The organism is Tateyamaria sp. GN1-10, from assembly GCF_055693845.1.
In genome coordinates, this window is sequence record NZ_JBVFUR010000004.1 from 1430647 (window position 1) to 1452455 (window position 21809).

Annotated in this window: 20 protein-coding genes and 1 pseudogene; 17 read left to right on the plus strand and 4 right to left on the minus strand. The window is 59.8% G+C overall.

Annotation, left to right across the window (positions count from 1 at the left end; translation table 11 throughout):
• The first annotated feature begins 83 nt into the window (after nt 1-83).
• The 9 genes from rpoD to ribD all read left to right on the plus strand — a co-directional run bounded on the left by rpoD (nt 84) and on the right by ribD (nt 6920).
• Complete coding sequence (gene rpoD, locus ACZ1HN_RS08790) at nt 84-2069, plus strand: RNA polymerase sigma factor RpoD (protein WP_299204743.1); 1986 nt, start codon at nt 84-86, stop codon at nt 2067-2069.
• Complete coding sequence (locus tag ACZ1HN_RS08795; RefSeq protein WP_472727220.1) at nt 2066-2551, plus strand: hypothetical protein; 486 nt, start codon at nt 2066-2068, stop codon at nt 2549-2551. The genes rpoD and ACZ1HN_RS08795 overlap by 4 nt, the downstream gene beginning before the upstream one ends.
• A gap of 76 nt (nt 2552-2627) precedes the next feature.
• A complete protein-coding gene (locus tag ACZ1HN_RS08800; RefSeq protein WP_472727221.1) occupies nt 2628-3083 on the plus strand; it encodes a thiol-disulfide oxidoreductase DCC family protein in 456 nt (151 codons plus the stop codon).
• Between the two features lie 17 nt (nt 3084-3100).
• Nucleotides 3101-3649 (plus strand): DUF4166 domain-containing protein, encoded by a 549-nt coding sequence (locus ACZ1HN_RS08805; RefSeq protein ID WP_472727222.1) that lies wholly within the window; start codon nt 3101-3103, stop codon nt 3647-3649.
• A 39-nt stretch (nt 3650-3688) separates the two neighbouring features.
• Nucleotides 3689-4099: a secondary thiamine-phosphate synthase enzyme YjbQ gene (locus ACZ1HN_RS08810; RefSeq protein ID WP_472727223.1), complete on the plus strand. Its 411-nt coding sequence runs from the start codon at nt 3689-3691 to the stop codon at nt 4097-4099.
• 64 nt (nt 4100-4163) lie between these two features.
• The gene (locus ACZ1HN_RS08815) at nt 4164-4589 is read left to right on the plus strand and encodes a hypothetical protein (RefSeq protein ID WP_472727224.1); all 426 of its coding nucleotides are present in this window, start codon (nt 4164-4166) and stop codon (nt 4587-4589) included.
• A gap of 217 nt (nt 4590-4806) precedes the next feature.
• Nucleotides 4807-5235, plus strand: a complete 429-nt coding sequence (locus tag ACZ1HN_RS08820; protein WP_472727225.1) for a hypothetical protein — start codon at nt 4807-4809, stop codon at nt 5233-5235.
• 123 nt (nt 5236-5358) lie between these two features.
• Nucleotides 5359-5826, plus strand: coding sequence for a transcriptional regulator NrdR (gene nrdR, locus ACZ1HN_RS08825; protein WP_299043536.1), 468 nt, complete (start codon nt 5359-5361; stop codon nt 5824-5826).
• Nucleotides 5823-6920 carry a bifunctional diaminohydroxyphosphoribosylaminopyrimidine deaminase/5-amino-6-(5-phosphoribosylamino)uracil reductase RibD gene (gene ribD, locus ACZ1HN_RS08830; protein WP_472727226.1) on the plus strand — a complete coding sequence of 366 codons (1098 nt, stop codon included), beginning with the start codon at nt 5823-5825 and terminating at the stop codon, nt 6918-6920. Before nrdR ends, ribD begins: the two co-directional genes overlap by 4 nt.
• Here ribD and ACZ1HN_RS08835 read toward each other — a convergent pair.
• The 3 genes from ACZ1HN_RS08835 to ACZ1HN_RS08845 all read right to left on the minus strand — a co-directional run bounded on the left by ACZ1HN_RS08835 (nt 6917) and on the right by ACZ1HN_RS08845 (nt 11511).
• Nucleotides 6917-8929 carry a capsular polysaccharide biosynthesis protein gene (locus ACZ1HN_RS08835; protein WP_472727227.1) on the minus strand — a complete coding sequence of 671 codons (2013 nt, stop codon included), beginning with the start codon at nt 8927-8929 and terminating at the stop codon, nt 6917-6919. The genes ribD and ACZ1HN_RS08835 overlap by 4 nt on opposite strands.
• A 5-nt stretch (nt 8930-8934) precedes the next feature.
• Nucleotides 8935-10071, minus strand: coding sequence for a polysaccharide biosynthesis/export family protein (locus tag ACZ1HN_RS08840; protein ID WP_299204769.1), 1137 nt, complete (start codon nt 10069-10071; stop codon nt 8935-8937).
• Nucleotides 10072-10218: 147 nt separating this feature from the next.
• Nucleotides 10219-11511 (minus strand): capsule biosynthesis protein, encoded by a 1293-nt coding sequence (locus ACZ1HN_RS08845; RefSeq protein WP_472727228.1) that lies wholly within the window; start codon nt 11509-11511, stop codon nt 10219-10221.
• 153 nt (nt 11512-11664) lie between these two features.
• Between ACZ1HN_RS08845 and ACZ1HN_RS08850 the strand changes: the two genes are divergently transcribed.
• From ACZ1HN_RS08850 to plsY, 7 genes are all read left to right on the plus strand, one after another.
• Nucleotides 11665-12252, plus strand: coding sequence for a riboflavin synthase (locus tag ACZ1HN_RS08850; protein ID WP_299204775.1), 588 nt, complete (start codon nt 11665-11667; stop codon nt 12250-12252).
• A 206-nt stretch (nt 12253-12458) separates the two neighbouring features.
• Nucleotides 12459-13580 carry a 3,4-dihydroxy-2-butanone-4-phosphate synthase gene (gene ribB, locus ACZ1HN_RS08855; protein ID WP_299204778.1) on the plus strand — a complete coding sequence of 374 codons (1122 nt, stop codon included), beginning with the start codon at nt 12459-12461 and terminating at the stop codon, nt 13578-13580.
• The gene (locus tag ACZ1HN_RS08860) at nt 13580-14122 is read left to right on the plus strand and encodes a 6,7-dimethyl-8-ribityllumazine synthase (protein WP_472729297.1); all 543 of its coding nucleotides are present in this window, start codon (nt 13580-13582) and stop codon (nt 14120-14122) included. Before ribB ends, ACZ1HN_RS08860 begins: the two co-directional genes overlap by 1 nt.
• Nucleotides 14119-14586: a transcription antitermination factor NusB gene (gene nusB / locus ACZ1HN_RS08865; RefSeq protein WP_472727229.1), complete on the plus strand. Its 468-nt coding sequence runs from the start codon at nt 14119-14121 to the stop codon at nt 14584-14586. Before ACZ1HN_RS08860 ends, nusB begins: the two co-directional genes overlap by 4 nt.
• Nucleotides 14587-15063: 477 nt before the next feature.
• Nucleotides 15064-15339, plus strand: coding sequence for an amphi-Trp domain-containing protein (locus ACZ1HN_RS08870; protein ID WP_472727230.1), 276 nt, complete (start codon nt 15064-15066; stop codon nt 15337-15339).
• Nucleotides 15340-15773: 434 nt separating this feature from the next.
• Complete coding sequence (gene pyrC / locus ACZ1HN_RS08875; protein WP_472727231.1) at nt 15774-17078, plus strand: dihydroorotase; 1305 nt, start codon at nt 15774-15776, stop codon at nt 17076-17078.
• On the plus strand, nt 17079-17693 hold the full coding sequence (gene plsY / locus ACZ1HN_RS08880; RefSeq protein WP_472727232.1) for a glycerol-3-phosphate 1-O-acyltransferase PlsY: 615 nt from the start codon (nt 17079-17081) through the stop codon (nt 17691-17693).
• A 91-nt stretch (nt 17694-17784) separates the two neighbouring features.
• Here plsY and putA read toward each other — a convergent pair.
• Nucleotides 17785-21197 (minus strand): annotated as a pseudogene (putA, locus tag ACZ1HN_RS08885) (bifunctional proline dehydrogenase/L-glutamate gamma-semialdehyde dehydrogenase PutA).
• A gap of 91 nt (nt 21198-21288) precedes the next feature.
• On the opposite strand from putA, the gene ACZ1HN_RS08890 reads away from it, so the two are divergent.
• Nucleotides 21289-21780 carry an Lrp/AsnC family transcriptional regulator gene (locus ACZ1HN_RS08890; RefSeq protein ID WP_472727233.1) on the plus strand — a complete coding sequence of 164 codons (492 nt, stop codon included), beginning with the start codon at nt 21289-21291 and terminating at the stop codon, nt 21778-21780.
• The last annotated feature ends 29 nt before the right edge of the window (nt 21781-21809 follow it).

Consider the following 21809-nt stretch of genomic DNA (forward strand, 5'->3'; position numbering starts at 1 on the left):
CCGAATCACCCAAAGCACTAAATGTTTCTGGGAGTGATTCGTGGGGACGAGATCACCAAGGAGCCCCGGTAAAGGAGCCCAGTATGGCCGCAAAAGACACGAACGAAGACGCTAAGACCGAAGATCAGGACAGCGCCCACTCGCTGGACATGAGCCAGGCAGCCGTCAAAAAGATGATCTCGGAAGCCCGTGACAAGGGCTACATCACCTATGATCAGCTCAATACTGTGCTGCCGCCCGATCAGGTCAGCTCTGAGCAGATCGAAGACGTGATGTCGATGTTGTCCGAAATGGGCATCAATATCATCGAAGACGAAGAGGCCGAAGAGGAAGAGCAAAAGGGCTCGACCGAGGTCACGACCACCGAAGGCACCCGGGACCTGACGCTGGGCGCGACGGGCCAGGAAAAACTCGACCGCACCGACGACCCGGTACGCATGTACCTGCGCGAGATGGGCAGCGTCGAACTGCTGTCCCGCGAAGGCGAGATCGCCATTGCCAAGCGGATCGAAGCTGGCCGCAACACCATGATCGCGGGCCTGTGCGAAAGCCCGCTGACCTTCCAGGCGATCACCATCTGGCGGGATGAACTTCTCAGCGAAGAGATTTTGCTGCGCGACGTCATCGACCTCGAAGCTACCTTTGGCAACCAGATGGGCGAAGACGGCGAAGAGGTGTCTGAACCGGTTGTCGATACCAGTGCCAAACCCGAGGATAAGGCGGATGCCGGTCCCGAGCTTGATGCAGATGGCAACCCCATCGCCAAAGATGATGACGACGACGAAGACGAACAGGCGAACATGTCGCTCGCCGCGATGGAAGCTGCGCTTAAGCCGCAAGTGCTCGAAGCGCTGGAAGTCATCGCACACGATTATTCCCTGCTGTCCGAAATGCAGGATAGCCGGATCTCGGCAACGCTGAATGAAGACGGTTCGTTCAGCAAAGGCGATGAGGAGACCTATCAGAAGCTGCGGGCCGAGATTGTGCTGTTGGTCAACGAACTGCATCTGCACAACAATCGGATCGAGGCACTGATTGACCAGCTTTATGGCATCAACCGCCGGATCATGCAGATCGACAGCTCTATCGTGAAGCTGGCAGACCAGGCGCGGATCAACCGCAGGGAGTTTGTCGACTCCTATCGCGGGCGCGAACTGGACCCGAACTGGCTGGACGAGATGGGCGAAAAGTCCGGGCGCGGCTGGCAGATGTTCATCGAACGCTCGGCCGAGAAGGTCGAAGAACTGCGCGCGGACATGGCACAGGTTGGCCAATATGTCGGCCTCGACATCTCTGAATTCCGTCGCATCGTGCAGCAGGTTCAGAAGGGCGAGAAAGAAGCCCGTCAGGCCAAGAAAGAGATGGTCGAAGCCAACCTCCGCCTCGTGATCTCGATCGCCAAGAAGTATACCAATCGCGGCCTGCAATTCCTCGACCTGATCCAGGAAGGCAACATCGGCCTGATGAAAGCGGTCGACAAGTTCGAATACCGCCGCGGCTACAAGTTCTCGACCTACGCGACATGGTGGATCCGTCAGGCGATCACCCGGTCCATCGCGGACCAAGCGCGCACCATCCGTATCCCCGTGCACATGATCGAAACGATCAACAAACTGGTCCGAACTGGCCGCCAGATGCTGCACGAGATCGGGCGCGAACCCACGCCCGAGGAACTGGCTGAAAAGCTGCAAATGCCGCTCGAAAAGGTCCGCAAGGTGATGAAAATCGCCAAGGAGCCGATTTCGCTCGAAACCCCCATCGGGGACGAGGAAGACAGCCAGCTTGGCGATTTCATCGAGGACAAGAATGCCGTGCTGCCTTTGGACAGCGCCATTCAGGAAAACCTCAAGGAAACTACTACGCGGGTTCTGGCCTCGCTCACCCCCCGCGAGGAACGTGTGTTGCGCATGCGCTTTGGTATCGGCATGAACACGGACCACACGCTCGAAGAGGTGGGCCAGCAGTTCAGCGTGACCCGCGAACGGATCCGCCAGATCGAAGCCAAGGCTCTGCGCAAACTCAAGCACCCCAGCCGCAGCCGCAAACTGCGCAGCTTCCTCGATCAGTGAGGGGGCTGTCTGTCGCCCTTGCGCTGGCGCTGACCCCCGGGTTGGCAGCGGCGCAATGCGGCAGTCTGGACGTTGTCCTGAATTGCCAGATCGGAAGCAAAACCCTCACTGTCTGCGTGGGTGAAGGGCAGGCGAGCTATGCCTTCGGTCCTGCCGGATCACCGGAATTGTCCCTGACCCGCCCCTTGGGTCAGGTGCAAGCCACGCCTTGGCCGGGCGTCAGCCGTTCGATCTGGGAGGACATCACCTTTGAAAATGTCGGCACGCGCTACACCGCCTGGATTTCGGTGGACCGCATGGCCGAGGACTTGCCGACCAGAGGCGGCGTGATCGTGGCGCAGGGCGAACAGAAACTGGCCGATCTGGACTGCAAAACGGGAACGGCAGAGGTTGGTGTCTTTGCCATCGCGGACGCCATGCAAGCGGCAGGCTATTGCGTGGATCGGGTCAAGGGCACGTATACGCAAAACTGCCCGGATTGACGTTGAACTTGCGTCACCTGACAGCGGTGCCAATACATACGAACCCCATTAGCTTTCCGGCATGAAGGGAAAATTCATGCCACGCCCGATCCCGTTGTCGCCTGACCTGATGGACCGGCTGAACCAGCGCGATATAATCGTGTTTGATGGCGAATGCGTACTGTGTTCGGGGTTTTTCAAGTTCATGCTGCACCATGATTGTCGCCAGCGGTTTGATTTCGTTCTGGCGCAATCGCGGCTTGGGGCCGACCTTTACAGGGCGCTGGACCTGCCAACGGACGATTTCGAAACCAACCTCGTCATCGTTGAGGGGCAGGTACATCAACGGCTCGACGCCTTTGCCGCCGCTATGCGCTGCCTCGGATGGCCGTGGAAAGCGTTGTCAGTCTGCCGGTTTCTACCCGGCGTCATCAAGAACCCACTCTACCATCTTATCGCGCGTAACAGGTATGCCATCTTCGGTCGCTACGACACCGGCATGATGCCCGATGCGGGTCTGCGGTCGCGGTTCATTGCAGGGGGCTGGACCTGACCGGTGCGGTCCTCAGCGTGTTGGGGGATCGGGCGCGGGACCTGCCTGCTGCCTTGCTGGCCTTTCACAGGGGTGAATGTGACGCCGCCTATATCGGGACTGTCACGGTTCGGCAGGGCAACGCATTGGTTCGGCTCCTGTGCCGGTTGGGTGATTTCCCTGCGCCAATGACCAAACGACCCATGCGCATGTCGATTGCTTGCGGATCAAAGGGCGAACGGTGGAACCGTGACTTCGACGGGCATATCCTGTCCTCAACCATGCGGCAGGTGTCGCCCATACAGGCCGCAGAACGGTTCGGCCCCTTCGAGGTGCATATGTGTCCGTCCGTCACGCAGGCTGGCCTTAACATGCCGGTCACGGGAATACGCATGTTTGGCGTGCCCTTGCCGCGCCGCCTGTTCCGCGGGAGCGGCGGGCGTGAAGCGGTGGACAAGGACGGGCAGATCACCTTTCATGTGTCATCCAGGGTCATGGGGCTTGGGTGCGTTATCGACTACAACGGCACCCTAATGCGGGCATCCGATACGATGAGCTTGAGGGGTAGCGCTCAAGGCGACATGTGACGGTTTGCAACCCATCTGCATCCGGCGCAGGATCAAGCCATGCAAACGACCTTTCAGATCACCACAGCCGGGCAGGGGCTCTACGAATTCACCCGCGACGTGACGAACTGGTGCACGGGCGACGGCCTGCTGACGCTCTTTGTTCAACACACCTCCTGTTCCCTGCTGATCCAGGAAAACGCGGACCCGGAGGTGCAGGCGGACCTGAAAAACTTCTTTGCGCGCCTCGTGCCACCCACCACGGACCCGTCCATGTCCTACCTCACCCACACCTACGAGGGACCGGACGACATGCCAGCGCATATCAAGGCGGCGCTGCTGCCCGTCAGCCTGCAAATTCCGGTGCAGCACGGACGACCACAGTTGGGCACCTGGCAGGGGATCTACCTGTTCGAACATCGCGATGCACCTCACCATCGCCGGGTTGTTGCGCATCTGGGCCTCACGTGACCAAAGGTGATTTGGGGCCACGTCGTCGCTGGTCTATGCTGGCCTTACAAAGCGGAGAAGCCCCATGCGCCCACGCACCCTGATCCTGATCTTCCTCGCCATCCTGCTGCCCACCACGGTGCTGGCACAACGGTTTTTCCTGCGCGAAATCATGATCATTCCTGTGCGTCCTATCGACACCGACACATTCGAAGTGATCGAGAATGATGGCGCAGGCGGTACACAGATGTGGTGTGCCGCAGGAAAGTACGTGCGCGATTACCAGCGGCAACGCGGAGGCAGCATCACTGTCCTCACCCCGCGGGCGTCCTCGGTCGCCTATCCCGGGCGCAAAAGCGTGATGTTCACCACCAAGCCCGTCGAAAACAGCATCAGCTCGACCTCGCAGGGCGTGCGCACAGCGGGCCAGACGTTCAGCACGACCCATGCAAATGCGCTTTGCCGGTCCCGCTACGAATTGTACATCAAGGTGCGCGTACTCGTACCCTGACCCGAAAGGTCAAGGCTTGCGGCCCACATGCAAGGGTCCGCATCGTGACAAAGCGCGTTTCTGCGCGGCGTTTTCATCACCTCGGTCCCCAAGGCGGCCACCCTGCGCATGGGGGCTTTAGTGCAATCGCCTTTGACCGGTTGAAATCCATTTCGCCGCAAGGTGATTTTCATTTCAGCGCAAGTTTCCTACACCCTTTGAACAAAGGAGATACCCGATGTTCAAACCTATTGCCCTTGCCATTGCCTTAACGTTGCCGACCTTGGGATATGCTCAGGATTTCGCTAGCCGAGAAAGGTTCACGATTCCGGTCAACCAAATCGACGGCACCACGTTCGAAGTCATCGAGGCCGACGGGGCAGGCGGCACGCAGATTTGGTGCGCGGCGGGTATCTATGCCCGCCATGTCCTCGGCGTGCGGGGCGGTGACCTTTACATCGCGCAAGGACGCGGCGACGCGCGGACAGCGCCGGGTCGTAAGGGGGTGACGTTCAGCACGCAACCCGTGCCAAGCGCATTCTCCTCCGTTAGCCAAGGGGTGCGTCGCACGGGCAAGGTGTTTTCCATGACCCATGCCTATGCGTTGTGCCGTAACCTGCCGTTCCTGAGGGTCCGCACCTCAAACAACCAACTTGTACGGCGCTAAGGTTGGCACCGCTTATGTAGCGGTGTCATTTCCCCTCTACCCAAAACTTGGACAACCGCCTATAGTTTCGTGGAACGGGGGAAAACCCCCACTACAGGCGGGACTGAAACAAGGGGATGGGCGATGCGCTGTCCGTTTTGCGGCAATATTGACACACAGGTAAAAGACAGCCGACCGGCAGAGGATCACGTTTCGATCCGGCGCAGGCGCTTCTGTCCGGCGTGTGGTGGGCGGTTTACCACATATGAACGTGTGCAACTGCGCGACCTGGTGGTCATCAAGTCCAATGGCAAGCGCGAGGATTTCGACCGCGACAAGCTCGAACGCTCCATCCGCATCTCGATGCAGAAGCGACCCATCGATCCCGAACGCATCGATCAGATGATCTCGGGCATCGTGCGGCGGCTTGAAAGCATGGGCGAAACCGACATCCAGTCCAAGCAGATTGGCGAGATCGTGATGGAAGCGCTAAACCGTATCGATACGGTGGCTTATGTCCGGTTTGCCAGCGTTTACAAGAACTTCCAGGCTGCGGACGACTTCGACAAGTTCGTGGCAGAGCTGCGACCAGACACCCCTTCAGACGAGTGAGCGAAGCGGAGGATATCCGCTTTATGTCACTGGCGCTGTCGCTTGGGCGGCGTGGAATGGGACACACAGCCCCGAACCCGGCCGTGGGCTGCGTCATTGTAAAGGGCGGTCGCGTCGTCGGGCGCGGCTGGACTCAACCCAGCGGGCGGCCCCACGCGGAAACCGAAGCTTTGGCGCAAGCGGGCGAAGCTGCGCGTGGTGCGACGGCATATGTGACGCTTGAACCCTGCGCCCACCATGGTCAAACGCCTCCGTGCGCGAATGCTTTGGTTTCAGCGGGCATTGCCCGCACAGTGATCGCAACACAAGACAGTGATGCGCGCGTGGATGGCGCGGGTATCGCGATCCTGCGTGACGCAGGCATCGACGTGATCACAGGCATATGCGAAGCGCAGGCGCAGGCGGACCATATCGGGTTCTTCTTGCGGACCGAACAGGGACGCCCGTTCATCACCCTCAAACTCGCCAGCAGCTTTGACGGCCGTATCGCGACCGGGACAGGCGAAAGCCAGTGGATCACCGGGCCACAGGCGCGCAGGCACGTTCACGCCATGCGCGCGCGGCACGATGCCGTGATGGTGGGTGGCGGTACGGCACGGCACGACGACCCGTCCCTGACCGTGCGCGGCTTTGGCGATGTGCCACAACCCGCCCGCGTGGTGGTGTCCCGCAGGCTGGACCTGCCGCTTATGTCCACACTTGCCCGAACGGCCAAGGACGTTCCAGTCATCCTATGCCACGGTCGCGACGCCGACCCGATGCTTCAGGACACATGGTGCGATTTGGGCGCAACCCTGCTGCCCTGCGGCACATCGGGCAGCCAGCTTGACCCTCGGGATGTATTGCAACAGCTGGGCAGCCATGGCTTCACGCGGGTGTTCTGCGAAGGGGGCGGAGCGCTTGCCGCGTCGCTGGTCGAAGCGGACCTGGTGGATGAACTTGTCGGGTTTACCGCTGGCCTTGCCATCGGGGCCGAAGGTCTACCCAGTATCGGGGCGCTTGGACTGGACGCGTTGAGCGCCGCACAGCGATATGCGCTGAAATCAGTGTCCCGTGTTGGGGGCGATGTGTGCCATCATTGGGCGCGTGTCTAGCGCCACAAATGCGCGCGACTGGCCAACAAACCTTGCAATTTTGATAGCATCCTGTTTGCAAGCCCGGGTTGTGGCAAAGGGCCATCGCGCAGCCGATCAACAACAACCTCAACCGGGCAGGCCGCCCCGGTCACCGGGTCAAAGTAGCGGGGATAGTCGATCAGCGCGGCATGGACCAAGCCGTTCAACGGGATGTCCTCGCGGCGTCGCGGCGGTACATCGCCTCTGTCCTCCGTCAGTCCCCAGCCGGCATAGAATGGCGCACCGGTCGTGACCACGTGCATGCCGCGCAACAGCGCTTCGAATCCGGTCAGCGATGTCATGGTCCAAAGCTCATCCACCCGCCCCAACAGGGCAGCGATGTCGGTGTTTATGGCAACAACGTCAGCGAGGTGATCGGCATCACACGCGCCCTCACGCAGGCCCGCTTCTACATCTGGGTGCGGCTTGTAGATCAGGATATCGTTGGGCCGCGCAACCCGCGCCGCCTCAATAAGCGCAACGTTCGTAGATATCTGACCGGCACCCAGGCGGATCGACGCGTCATCTTCAACCTGTCCGATGACCAGAACGCGCCGTCCATCGGGAAGATCAGGCACATCGCCAGATAAATTGTACTTGCTCAGACCATCTTCGGTCAGCGTATGTATCAACCGTTCCACACGCAGGGTCTGGTCCGGTCGCAAGCTGCGGCGCGCGCGGATCATTTGCTCCAAACGGCTGGGACGGGCAGGGTCATAGTAGATCCCCAGATCATCCGTAACCAAGGACAGCGGCGGGATCAATTCGGCACCCAGCCCGCGCGAGCGTAGGAACCCGTCCTCGATCCGGACGGCGTCCTCGTGGCCCACATCCGCTTTGCCCGCCCAGACCATCCACGGACGTTGCATTGAACGGGCCCGACCGGGGTCATCCTGAAAGCGCACCGGAGCATAGCGGCCAAAGGCTTTCTGTAGCGGCTGTCGCTTCCACAACCGCATACCACTGGCGACCCATCCCTTGTGATCGGCACGCCATGCGCGGGTCTCTGCGGCCAGCGCTTCCATCGCTGTGGAAAGGTCACACAAACAGTCACGATGCGGATCGTACCATGTCGGGTACAAGATCATCGCCCCGGCGAACAGTTGCGCGCGGGTCAACTTGCGTTGACGGCGCTGCACCGGGAATTCGTCCGCGGTCAGCCCCCATCCCGCATAGAAAGGCTGACCAAATACGCGCGGCTTGTGGCCTGCGATGATAGCCTCGAACCCCAGCCCGGACGAAACAGTGTAGACGGCCACGGCACCTTCCATCAGCGTCCAAGGGCTAACCGGGTGAGAAAAAAGTGACGCGCGATCATTGCAGTCATCGGGGCCGAAATATCCCTCGCGAAAACCCTGTGCGGTTTCAGGATGCGTCTTGATCAGGATGCGGGCGCCGGGATGCTCATCCTGCGCAACAAACAGCATTTCAAGAAACCGGTTCCGGTCCGCGGCGCAAGCCGTCACCGACGCGTCACCCCGTGTTTGGTCAATCACCAGAACATAACCCGGGTCAGGTACGGGGCGATCGGGGTCAAAGCCCGTGTACTTGCTCAGATGCGCCTCCTGCATCCGTGCCATTGACCCGCGCGCCATGTTCAGGATGGCCGTGTCGTCCAACGGATCGGTGGCCAGGATCTCTTCCAGGTCGGACGGGGTGGCAGGATCGAAATGCACCCCCTTGTGATCGATCAGAAGGCCCATCGGTGGGCTGCCTGCACGTCCGGGCAGAACAGAGCGCAAGAACGCATCCTCGACCCGCACTAGGTTGGCGTCACGCCGACCCGCAACGGTTTCGCCCCGGTAAGCTGTGGGTGAATTGCCCCAGACACCCACCATCCCGTCTGGGCCGGGCAGACCAAGCGAGATGTCGTAGCCCGAAAGCTCGACAATACGCCGCACACGCCCCCGGGCCAGAAAACCGCCATTGTAAACGTAAAGCCGCCGGGCCTTTTCGGGTCCGGCGGCGGAGTCGTTTGACCGTTTCATCGGTGTCAGTTGCCAGTCACACCATTGGCAAGCGTGTTGACGCCTGTGATCGGTGTCGTGATCGACGTAATGATCTTGGCGAACTGGGTGTACGGCGCTTCAGTTACATAAAGCGTGTCACCGTCGCGGATCACGAAATCACGGGCCTGGAACATGCCGTTGGGCTGTGTGAGGTCCAGAACATAGACCAGACGCTGGGCGCCAATCAGGTCATCGCGTCCCAATACGACATTGGCCACTGCGGCAGGCTCGTTTCGGAACACGAAAATCCCAGTCGGGTCCGACGTATTGGTTTGCAGCCCACCCACTTGGGCAAGAGCTTCAAGCGCGCTCAGGGTTTGACTTTCAAAGGGTACGCGGGCCTGTCCGCCAGTGGCACCCAATGCTGTAAAGGCGCGGGTGTCTTCCTCGACCAGCACGCGATCTCCGCCACGTAGGGCGATGTCCAGCTCGGGGTGATCATAGATATCCTGGAACCACACCTGGCTGCGCACATCACCACGGATTACGGTGACACGTGCAATCTCGGGCACGATGGTTACGCCACCAGCGCGGGCAAGCATGGTCGACAAGGTGCGCGTTGGGCGCTCAATGGCATAGACGCCCTGCGCGCCCACAGAACCGATCAGCGACACGGTCGATCCGTCCCCGGCCACCCGGCGCACCTGCACCTGCGGGTCGGGCGTCTGGTCATCGAGTTTCGTGGTGATGATCCGGCGAATGGCGTCCGGTGTGTTGCCAGCAGCGCGGATTCGGCCCGCATACGGGACAAAGATGAAACCGGCGCCGTCAACCTGCACCTCTTCCAGGATGGTCGAATTCAGAGATTCTCCAGCCAGCAGACCATCGTCAACGTTTTCCCAGATGGTCAGGCCCAGAACGTCGCCCGGTTGGATGGTGTCTGATCCCAGTACGCCTGCATTCCGAAACGCGTCTGAAAAACCAAGAGCCGGGGTAACAGCGGTGGCTTCGGTCACTCGGTCATTGACCGATACGATGAACGCATCGCCCTCGCGCTGTACCGAGCCCGAGAAAATCTGACGTTTGTTCGGGCCGATCTGCGGCAAGCCGCAAGAAGCCAGAATCCCTAGAAGGGCCAACGACGCACCCACGCGCGCCCAGCGGAACGGTTGGAAAATCACTGCTCGGTCTCCTCGACCTGTTTTTGTTCTGCCTCGAGTGCAGGTTGATCCACACCCATTTTTGTATTTGCGACGGTTTTCCGACGCTGATTTGTCGTCAAGCTACCGGAGTACCGCAATAAAATCTAGCCATAGGGGTTGTGGTGGTCAGGTTACCAACCGCAACTGTTGCCTTGGGGCCGCGGTGCCTGATGCCAGCGCATCGTAGGGATCGTCCGGCGAAAGCATCATGTCGACAACTTGGCGCAACAACTGGCGCCGGCCACGGGCTGAATAGAAACCGCCAGCGATTTGACTGGTTTCCAGCAGATAGCGGCGATAGTCCCTGTATGCGCGGTTGTCGGGACGGCCCGCCCCGGTAAAGAAGGCTGGCAGGGGTTGATCACTTACAAATTCCGGCTTTGCGAAAACGGCTTTTCCAAAGACCTTGAGCGGAATACCGCGCCACAACACCTGTTGTGCAGCCGTAGAATTCACGGTGACCGCGCTGCGGGCATCATTCAGAAGCTGCGCCAGCTTGCCGCCACGCACGTAATGAATTCGCCCCTGCAGGCCCAGTTCCCGGGCCAATGTTCGAATGGTTTTGCGGATCGGCGCACGCCCGTCTTCCAGGGGGTGCGCTTTGATGACAAGGTGATGATGGGCCAGGGCGCCTTCGGCAAAGCCGCGGATCACAAGGTCCAGGAACTCTTGCATGGTTTTGAAGGGCGAGTGTTCCTGAAAGCTGCTGTCATGTTCCAGCTGAAGTAACGCGAGGTGATACGGGAACCCACCGTACCGGATACGCAACGTGGCTTGCACCCTATCCATGGTTTGGATCGGCATCAGAAACAAGCGCTTGAGATACAGCTGAAATTCACGCGAGACGCTTAATGCACGATGCGGTTGAAAGTTGCGATAACTGCCATTTCGGAACATCACAAACCAGTGGTACAGCGCGCCGTAAAATATGTGCTGACGCATGTCGCCCCAAGTGCTGGGAGGCAGCGGCGCCTCCATGTCCGACAGGGCCAGCGCTTCCTGCATCTGGGTTACTGACATGTCCATTAGGCGTGAATGGCCATTGGAGCCGCCGCGTTCGTAGGTGACCCAGTAGGGACGCATGTAGCCTTCCTCGAAGACGTGTACGGTGATGCCGCGCCGCTTGGCCTCGGCCACAGCTTGCGCGTGGATGGGGCGCACATCACCGTAAAGAACGACGTCGGTCACGCCCTTGTCGTTTAGCAGTTGGTAAAACGTGGAGGGCCACTCGGCGGTAGTGCCGGTGAAGGGGATGTAGCTGCTGCGATGAAACCAGAACGCGCGATCCCCCGCGTTGAACCCGACACGCCACACGGTTGTCCCCGCACGGCGCAACATCGCGCCAAGGCGGTTGAAAAATGGGCCATGGGGTCCCTGCAGAAACAGGAACACCCTGTCTTCGGGGGCGTGCAGTGTCATCTGGTCCCTGATACTCGGCAATGTCTTGACCCATGATGAACACCTGACTGGGGCGGATTTATGGCTCAAGTGGTAATAATCTGCAACGTCTGTGACACTTGCCCTTGGTGATATGCACAGTTACCTCGGGTCAGAACGGCAAGGAGCGCAATCATGTTTACGGGCATCGTCACCGATATCGGTACCATCACGGATCTGAAGCAAGAGGGCGACCTGCGTGTGCGCATCCAGACTGGGTACGACACGTCGGGAATCGATATGGGGGCATCCATTGCCTCTGACGGGGTTTGCCTAACTGTAGTCGACCTTGGTCCGGACTGGTACGACGTGCAGGTGAGCGCCGAGACGGTCTCAAAAACCAACCTGTCGGCCTGGGCCGTTGGGCGCCGGGTGAATCTGGAACGTGCGCTGCGCGTCGGCGATGAACTGGGCGGGCATATCGTATCAGGCCATGTAGACGGCGTGGCAGAGGTGGTGTCCGTTGTCGACGAAGGCGACAGCACGCGGGTACAGTTGCGTGCCCCGGATGATCTGGCGCGTTTCATTGCGCCTAAGGGATCCGTCGCGCTGAATGGCACGTCCCTGACGGTGAACGAGGTGCAGGACGCTATCTTTGGCATTAACTTCATCCCGCATACCAAAGAGGTGACAACATGGGGCGACGTTGCAGTCGGGGATGCGGTCAATCTCGAGATCGACACACTCGCCCGTTATGTCGCGCGGCTGGCAGAGGCGGGTTAATCCAAAGAACAGGCTGCGCCCGACGTCATTCCTGGCGCTCCTTTCCTTCGTGCTCGCATCATGGGAGGCGAGGGCGCAGCGGCGGATCGGGCCTTCGGGGAGGATGTTTTGGAGCAGGGGAAGGACGCAGACCCTGCGCGCGCCGTAGCACTGGTATTGATATGCGCGATCCTCTATGTCGCGGACAATGCTGCCACAGGTGACCCATGAGCTTTGAGACCCCCGGGCCGGTCGAGACTGACCTCGCCGCTGCCATTTCGCCCATCGAAGAGATCATCGAAGAGGCGAAGTACGGCCGGATGTTCATCCTGGTCGACCACGAGGACCGCGAGAACGAAGGGGACCTGGTGATCCCCGCCAATTTTGCCGATGCGGCTGCCGTGAATTTCATGGCGACCCACGGGCGCGGGCTGATCTGTGTGACCTTGCCCGCCGAGCGGATCGACGATCTGGGCCTGCCCATGATGGCAATGCACAATTCCTCGCGCCACGAGACGGCCTTTACCGTGTCCGTGGAAGCACGCGAGGGCGTAAGCACAGGCATTTCGGCAGGCGATCGCGCCCTGACAATTTCGACGCTTGTGAACCCGCAAGCCACGTCCGCCGAACTGGCAACGCCCGGGCACGTGTTCCCACTGCGCGCTCGCAAGGGCGGCGTCCTGGTCCGCGCGGGTCATACGGAGGCGGGCTGTGACGTGTCGCGGCTGGCCGGGCATTACCCATCCAGCGTCATCTGCGAGATCATGAACGAAGACGGCACCATGGCCCGGTTGCCCGATCTCGTGGATTATGCCGCCAAGCACAAGCTCAAGATCGGCACGATTTCCGACCTCATCGCCTATCGCCGCCGCCACGACAACCTCGTGGTCGAGACGGACCGCCGCATGGTAACCTCTCAGCATGGTGGCGACTGGGACATGCGGATTTTCACCGACCAAACCTATGGTATCGAGCACGTGACCCTGTCGAAGGGAGATCTGACAACGGATGAACCGGTGCTGGTCCGCACGCATGCACTGACCGAAGTGACGGATATTCTGGGTCTCAGCGACAAGCCCGTGGGCGAGCTGCCCCGCGCGATGGAGTTGATCGCCGCCGAAGGGCGCGGCGTTGTCTGCCTCTTCCGCGAGCCGCGCAAGTCACTCTTCACTGATGAAGAGGCGGGCCCGCGCATCGTCAAGAATACGGGCCTTGGCGCCCAGATGCTCTCGAACATGGGACTGTCGCGCCTGATCCTTCTGACCGATAGCCCTCGCACCACCTATATGGGCATCGACGCCTACGGGCTTGAGATCGTCGGCACCCGCCCCATCCTCGGAGAGAAATGATGGCATCCATAGACCACCACGTGCTGGACCGCCCCAGCTTTGATGATCCGACCAAGCTCCTGATCGTCGTGTCGCCCTATTACAAACAGATCGCAGACAACCTCGTGTCCGGCGCTAAGGCCGAGATCGAGGCCGCAGGCGCTACCTGGGATCTTGTGGAAATGCCGGGCGCGCTTGAGATCCCCACCGCCATCGGCATCGCCGAACGCCTGTCGAACTTTGACGGTTACGTGGCGCTGGGCTGCGTGATCCGGGGCGAGACGACGCATTACGAGACGGTCTGCAACGACTCGTCCCGCGCCATCCAGCTTCTGGGTCTTCAGGGCCTGTGCATCGGCAACGGCATTCTGACGGTCGAGAATACCGAGCAGGCCGAAGTGCGCGCCGATCCCTCAGGCCAAAATAAAGGCGGCGGGGCCGCCGCTGCGGCCTTGCACCTGATCGCGCTCAGCCGTAAGTGGGGCCGCTCCAGCAAGGGGGTCGGGTTCAAACCGGCCACCGAATACCAGCTGGCATCCAAGACAGGATCCACGACCGCATGACCCTTTCGGGCAACCAGAAACGCAAGATGCGCTCGGCCGCGCGTCTCTATGCCGTGCAGGCCCTGTTCCAGATGGAACAGACGGCGCAGACCGTTGATCAGATCAAGGTCGAGTTCATGGACCACCGCTTTGGCGCGTCCTACGAGGGTGATGAGATGGCCGAGGGCGATCCTAATCACTTCGCACGGGTCATGGACGACGCGGTGAACTACCAGGCGCCGATCGACCAGATGACGGACCGGGCGCTGGTGGCGAAATGGCCGATTGCGCGGATTGACCCGACATTGCGGGCGCTGTTCCGGGCGGCAGGGGCTGAGTTTCGCGATACCGCGACGCCGCCCAAGGTGGTGATCGTGGAATATGTGGATGTGGCGCGGGCATTTTTTCCGGAAGGGAAAGAGCCGAAATTCGTGAACGCGGTGCTGGACCACATGGCGCGGGAGGCGCGACCGGAAGCGTTTTGACGCAAGTTTTCGAACGCTTGCGCTTGAGATGAACGCGGGTTGGCCATTGCCGGATAACACCCTGCTTTGCGCTAAAATTGCAAACGCGCGAGAAGGTTTTGCCTACGTCATCCCTCGTTTGTTTGTCGTTTTGATTTGCCAGATTGTTGTGCAGCGTCGATCCTCCAATGGGGCGTGGATGAGACGAGACCAAGTCGTCTTGCGGATGCGAGATGGTCTCATAGCGGGCGCTTCTACTGTGCGTTGCTGCACGCCCACACACCTGAGGTATCAGTGGGGTCACTTCAGCTAGGTTCCGGTGGCGCGTCTGGGCCGTATTGGTCGCGTGGCTCACGTGCCGCACCAAGCATTGCTTGAACCACGTCATTCCAAACCCCAATTCATAACTGAGTTGAATAACCTCCCGCGTTGCGACGCATTTAGGCGGGGGAATTTGTCGTCTCTCAACCATCCCACGAAATAATTGAGGAGTCAGAAATGGGACGTGAAATCACTCTGTTCAGCAGCAAGGAAGCAAAGAGCCGTGTCGAAATCGCGACTTTCTTGCGCGGCCTCGCAGACCGCCTTGATGCGGCCGAGGTGATCCTGCGGAAAGGTCAGGATGAAATCGTGCTGAGCTTGCCCGATCGAATGATGCTGGAGTTGAAAGTCGAGGACGAGGAGAAGCGACACAAAGGCATTCAACACAGCCTTGAAGTCGAGATGAAGTGGTATGACGGTGACGCGCTAACCGGCCCTGTTGAGTTGGGTTAAGACTGGCCAGCAACCGGAAGCGCGCATTTGTTCACTTCATGGCTCAATAGCTGCTCGGTAATTACCGCCAATCACTTGGACGAGTAAGTGCGATACGGACTGCTCTGCCGCAGGGTCCCTGAGACCTTTGGCAAAACGCCGTGCGTTGCTTTCCGAGGTCTGACTGGTGTTCCAAGCTCGATCCAACCGTACCGTCAAATGAGCTGCTGAGGGTAGTCCGCCCTTATGACACCCACCATTTGAGGCCGCTCTTGCGCAGTTCGCTGGACAAAATGGTTGCTTTGTCCGACAAGGCGACCGGGGTCTCGGTTTCGGAGCATCATGCCAGTCTTTCTCTGTGTCAAAGCGGGCATCATTGCCTTGTTTACAAGAGGTAGTGATTGCCTTCTCCGACTGCTGAACCGGGATCAAGCCACACTGACGCGGGGCCCAGCATGACAGATATCCTGTTTAAAAACGCCAAATTGGTGGATCCCGAAGCGGGCACAGTGACCACGGGCGCGCTTGTCGTGCGCGCTGGAAGGATTGCGGGACGGCTTACGCAAGACGCTGAATTGAATGCTGAAAAAACTGCAACTGCAAACTTCTCACAGGTTGTCGACTGCCAGCGCAAATACCTGGCGCCGGGCATCGTGGATGTCGGTGTGAAGGTGTGCGAGCCTGGGGAAAGGCACAAAGAAAGCTTTGGGTCTGCAGGGCTCGCGGCGGCAGCTGGCGGGGTTACTACAATGGTCACCCGTCCCGATACCGACCCGGTCATCGACAATCCCGAGACCTTGGAGTTCGTGATCCGCCGTGCCCGTGAGGCGGCACCAGTTAATGTTCTGCCCATGGCTGCCCTGACAAAGGGGCGGCAGGGACGCGAGATGACCGAGATCGGCTTTCTGTTGGATGCCGGCGCTGTCGCCTTCACCGACTGCGATCAGGTGATCGCTGATAGCAAGGTCTTTGCCCGCGCCTTGACCTATGCCCGTTCGCTGGGTGCATTGGTGCTCGGGCACCCGCAGGATCCCGGGTTGAGCACAGGCGCAGCGGCCACGTCGGGCAAGTTTGCGTCGCTTCGCGGCCTTCCTGCTGTGTCACCCATGGCCGAGCGCATGGGACTTGATCGGGATATCGCGATGGTCGAGATGACTGGAGCACGCTACCACGCTGATCAGATCACTGTCGCGCGTGCACTGCCGCCGCTGGAGAGGGCGAAAAACAATGGGTTTGACATCACCGCGGGGACGTCCATCCATCATCTCGCACTGAATGCGCTGGATGTGTCCGACTACCGCACATTTTTCAAGATCAAGCCGCCTCTGCGAGACGAGGAGGATCGCGTGGCGATAGCCGAAGCAGTTCGGACCGGCCTTATCGATGTCATCAGCTCAATGCACACGCCGCAGGATGAAGAGAGCAAACGTCTGCCCTTCGAAGCGGCCGCGTCTGGTGCAGTCGCGCTTGAGACGTTACTGCCCGCTGCAATGCGCCTGTTTCACGCCGACCAAATCGACCTGCCTACATTGTGGCGTGCCATGTCGCTGAATCCCGCCAAACGCCTTGGGCTTGAAACCGGGCGGCTGGCTGTGGGCGCTCCGGCGGACCTTGTTCTTTTTGACCCGCATGCGCCGTTTGTGATGGATCGTGCCACACTGCATTCGAAATCGCGCAACACCCCATTTGACGGGGCACGGATGCAGGGTAAGGTTTTGGAAACCTTTGTCGCTGGACGATCCGTATACAAAAGAGACTAAATGCCCCTTCTTGAAAGCACACAAGCGACACTGGCCCTGTGGGCAGTGATTGGCTACCTCCTTGGGTCGATCCCTTTTGGCATGGTTTTGGCGCGGGTTATGAACCTCGGAAACCTGCGCGAGATCGGATCTGGCAACATCGGCGCCACCAATGTCTTACGGACCGGTAACAAACTGGCAGCTGCGCTGACTTTGGTGTTGGACGCCGGAAAGGGGGCCGCAGCGTTGCTGCTGGCTCGAATGATTGCGGGAGCAGAAGACGCAGCACAGATAGCTGGGCTCGCTGCGATGCTGGGCCACTGTTATCCAGTCTGGCTGAGCTTCAAAGGCGGCAAAGGTGTTGCGACCTTTCTTGGTCTGCTGACAGCACTACACTGGCCCGTCGGGTTAGGGGCCTGCATTGCGTGGCTTATCGGTGCGGGACTGTCGCGCATTTCGTCGATGGGTGCGCTGGTCGCGGCCGCTTCATGTACATTCCTGATGATGTTTCTCGGCGCGCCAGATGGACTGCTCCTGGGGATCATCCTTACGCTTCTGATCTTCTGGCGGCACCGCGAAAACATTCGTCGCATCAAGGCCGGTACTGAGCCAAAGATCGGTCAAAAGAACGCGTAGACGGCTTTGCAGTGCTGTCCGTTCGTTCGGGTGGTATGGTTATGTCGAACTGAACGCGAATTTGGGTTCGCCGAGCACGCTTACCCTTTGCTCAACTTGTCGCGCCAAGCAATGCAGCGTTCCCGCCAGAAGCGGTGGTGTCCACGCAAACGTGCCGCTCGACGAAGACATGCGCTCTGTCCGGCTGCCCGGTAATCAAAGGGATGATCGGCCCACTTCGTTTAGCGAGTGCCTTTTCCAAGGCAGAGCCCGTTGGTCCAGCTGCGCCCCACCAAAGCACGCCGCCATACGCGGGGCCGTCTGTCAGCGTCTTGGGGTCAATCTCGCCGCTGGCCATAACAGCGTTACCTCCCAATGCTGTCACGGCCGCCATCTGGGCTGTCGCTGTCTCGGGGCCCGGTCCGGCACAAAGCAATGCAGGACGTGGGGAGCGGCTGTGTACGTTTGACTCGCCTGTGGGACCGGGCAGAGTGATGCTGTCCTGAACCGTATCCGAATTCGGCGGCAGCGGGGGAGCGCTGTGGGGCCGGTCCACGTTCCTGATGACGCTTCGGGTGTTTGTGCCCTGAAACGCAACAGATAGTCCGGCCCGCCCGCCTTGGGTCCCGTTCCCGACAGCCCCTGTCCGCCAAAAGGCTGACTGCCCACGATGGCTCCGATCTGATTGCGGTTAACATAGACATTGCCTGCCGCAATGCGGTCCGTCACATGTTGCACCCTATCATCAATGCGGGTGTGAAGGCCGAAAGTCAGACCGTACCCCGTGTCATTGATGGCGTCGATCACGGCATCGAGGTCAGCGGCCTTGTAAGTCGCAATATGTAGCACCGGACCAAACACTTCCCGCTCGATATCTCCGATGCCATCCACACGGATCAGGGTGGGTGCAACAAAGTACCCATGGGGCGGGGTTTCGAGCTGGTGCAGCAGTCGCCCCTCTGTGCGAGCGGTGGCAATATGCGCATTTATGTCGGCCTGCGCTTCAGGATTGATGACGGGGCCTATGTCGGTTGCAAGCTGCCAAGGGGTGCCGACGTTTAGGGCGTCCATGGCCCCGATCAACATTTCGGTCAGGTGCGGCGCGATATCCTCTTGCACATAGAGGCAGCGCAGGGCGGAGCAGCGTTGCCCGGCGGATTGAAATGCGCTTTCAACGATGCTGCGCACCACTTGTTCGGGCAAAGCGGTGCTGTCGACGATCATCGCGTTCAGTCCGCCGGTTTCGGCGATCAGAGGTGTGCCAGGTGCCGCATGGTCGGCCAGATTGGCCCGGATGCGCAGCGCGGTGTCTGTTGAGCCGGTGAAGGCGACGCCGTTGACATCAGGGTGGCTGGTCAGTGCCGCACCAATATCGCCCGCGCCCAAAAGCAGTTGCAGGGCGTCGCGCGGTACGCCAGCTTGGTGCAACAACTCTATGGCCCTGAACGCGATCAGCGATGTCTGTTCGGCTGGTTTGGCCAGAACTGCATTGCCGGCGGCCAGCGCTGCCGCAATCTGCCCCGTGAAGATCGCCAAAGGAAAGTTCCATGGTGAGATACAGACAAAAATGCCTGCAGGAGCGCTGCCGTCCGCGTGGGTCGCGTAGTATCGGAGGAAATCCACGGCTTCGCGCAGTTCGGACACGGCATCCGGCAGCGTTTTGCCCGCCTCGCGAGCGAGAAGAGCAAAGAGCTCGCCAAAAGCCGCCTCGTATAGGTCGGCAGCAGCGTTCAGGATGCGCGCGCGCTCTTCGGCAGAGGCGGACCATTCCCTGGCGTCTGCGACGGCTTTGTTCACCACGTCCGATGTGGCCCAAAGGGCGGTGCCCACGACATCCTCCGGATCGGCTGGGTTCAAGACAGGCTTTTGAAAACCATCACCCGTTCTGATCGTGAGCGATTGTGCGTTCCACTGATGTGCGGCAAAGCCCTGGCGTGCCTTTTCAATCCGTGAAAAGGTGGGTGTGTGAGTCAGGTCAAATCCTTGCGAATTGCGGCGCTTGGGCGCGAACAGCGCAGGGCCGTCTGGGATGGTGATTGCGCTGTCTTCCAGCGCTGCGAACGGATCGGCAGCCACCACCTCTGGCGGCACATCCTCGTCGACGATCTGGTTCACGAAGCTGGAATTGGCGCCGTTTTCCAGAAGCCGCCGCACCAGATAAGCTAACAGATCGCGATGCGCGCCCACGGGCGCATAGATCCGGCACCGTGTTCCATTGTCGCGCAGTACCATGCTGTGCAGCGCCTCGCCCATCCCGTGCAGTCGTTGAAATTCAAAGGGTTGCCCATTGGCCATATGCAGGATCGCCGCGACGGTGTGGGCATTGTGGGTTGCGAATTGCGGATAGATGCGGTCGGTCAGACCCAGCAATTTGCGCGCATTCGAAATATAGGACACGTCGGTTGCGGCCTTGCGAGTGAAGACGGGAAAGCCTGAAACACCTTCGACCTGTGCACGCTTGATTTCAGTGTCCCAATATGCGCCCTTGACCAGCCGCACCATCACCTTGCGATCATACCGTGCGGCCATATCGTGGATCGCATCGATAGCGGTGCCTGCGCGCGGACCGTAAGCCTGAACCACGATGCCGAACCCGTCCCAACCGGCAAGCGCTTTTTCCCGCAGGACCGCATCAATCACCTGCAGGGACAGTGACAGACGGTCGGCTTCTTCCGCATCCACATTCAGACCCATTCCCGCCGATGCGGCAAGCAGGGCGAGCGACCGCAGGCGGGGCACAAGATCGCGCATCACCGCGGCCTCTTGTGCGCGTTCATAGCGGGGATGCAGGGCGGACAACTTGACAGAGATGCCGGGGTTTTCGCGGATATCCACGCTGGTGCAGGCCCGCGCTATGGCAGAGATGGCGCGCGAATAGCTCAGATGATAGCGCCGCGCGTCGGCGTCGGTCATCGCGGCCTCTCCGAGCATGTCGTAGGAATAGGTGAAACCCTTGGCTTCCATTCCCGCAGCGCGCTCCATGGCGCTGTCGATGCTCTCGCCTAGTACGAATTGTCGCCCCATCTCTTTCATTGCACGGGAGACGGCGGCCCGGATCACGGGCTCGCCCAATCGTTTGATCGCCCCACGCAGGTGGCCAATGGGACCAGGTTGATCGTCATCCAGTACGCGCCCGGTCAACATCAGCGCCCATGTGGATGCATTCACCAGTGACGACGTCGAATGGCCCAAATGCTTGCCCCAGTTCGACGGGGCAATCTTGTCTTCGATCAGCGCGTCGATGGTATCGGCATCCGGCACACGCAAAAGAGCCTCTGCCAAGCACATGAGAGCGATCCCCTCATCCGTCGATAGACCATATTCAGCCAGGAAGGTCTCCATCAGACCCGGTGCGGCTTGGGTGCGGATGGCAGTGACCAAATGAGCGGCGCGTTCGCAGATCGCATTCCGGTCCATGGCAGACAGATTGGCGGTTTGGATCAGGTCCGCCAGAACGGCGTCGGGTTCAGCATACATGCCGTTGTCAAGCTGGGTAGCCAGTTCACGGTTCATTTCTCGTACCATGGCGCTTTCCTTTTCCATTTAGCTAAGTGTATCATCGGTTGAGTAGGTAAAATGATTGAATTTGACGGAAACAGCAGAACAAATGAATAGCTTGAGGCAGGATACGAAAGCGAAGAAACCGAATGCATTGGACAAGCTGGATCAATCGATTCTGACGGCCCTTGCCGAGGATGGTCGGATCAGCATCACCGATCTTGCGACGCGCATTGGTCTGTCCAAGTCCCCGACACAGGCGCGGCTGCGGCGGTTGGAGAAAGCCGGGATCATAATGGGGTATCGCGCACTGCTTGATCCGATTTCGCTGGGGCTTGATCATGTGGCCTTTGTGGAAGTGCGCCTGAGTGATACCCGTGAGGCGGCTCTGCGTGGATTCAATACGGCTGTTCAGCAAATCCCAGAGATTGAGCAAGCCCATATGATTGCGAGCCATTTCGACTATCTCTTGAAGGTCCGCACTCGGAGTATGGCGCAGTATCGTCAATTTCTCGGAGATGTGATTTCAAGCCTTCCCCATGTAGCGTCAACATCGACCTATGTGGCTATGGAAGCCGTCAAAGAAGTTATGCTGCCCGGTCTTGAGTAAATGTGATTTGACCGGGGAAGTCTGAGCAT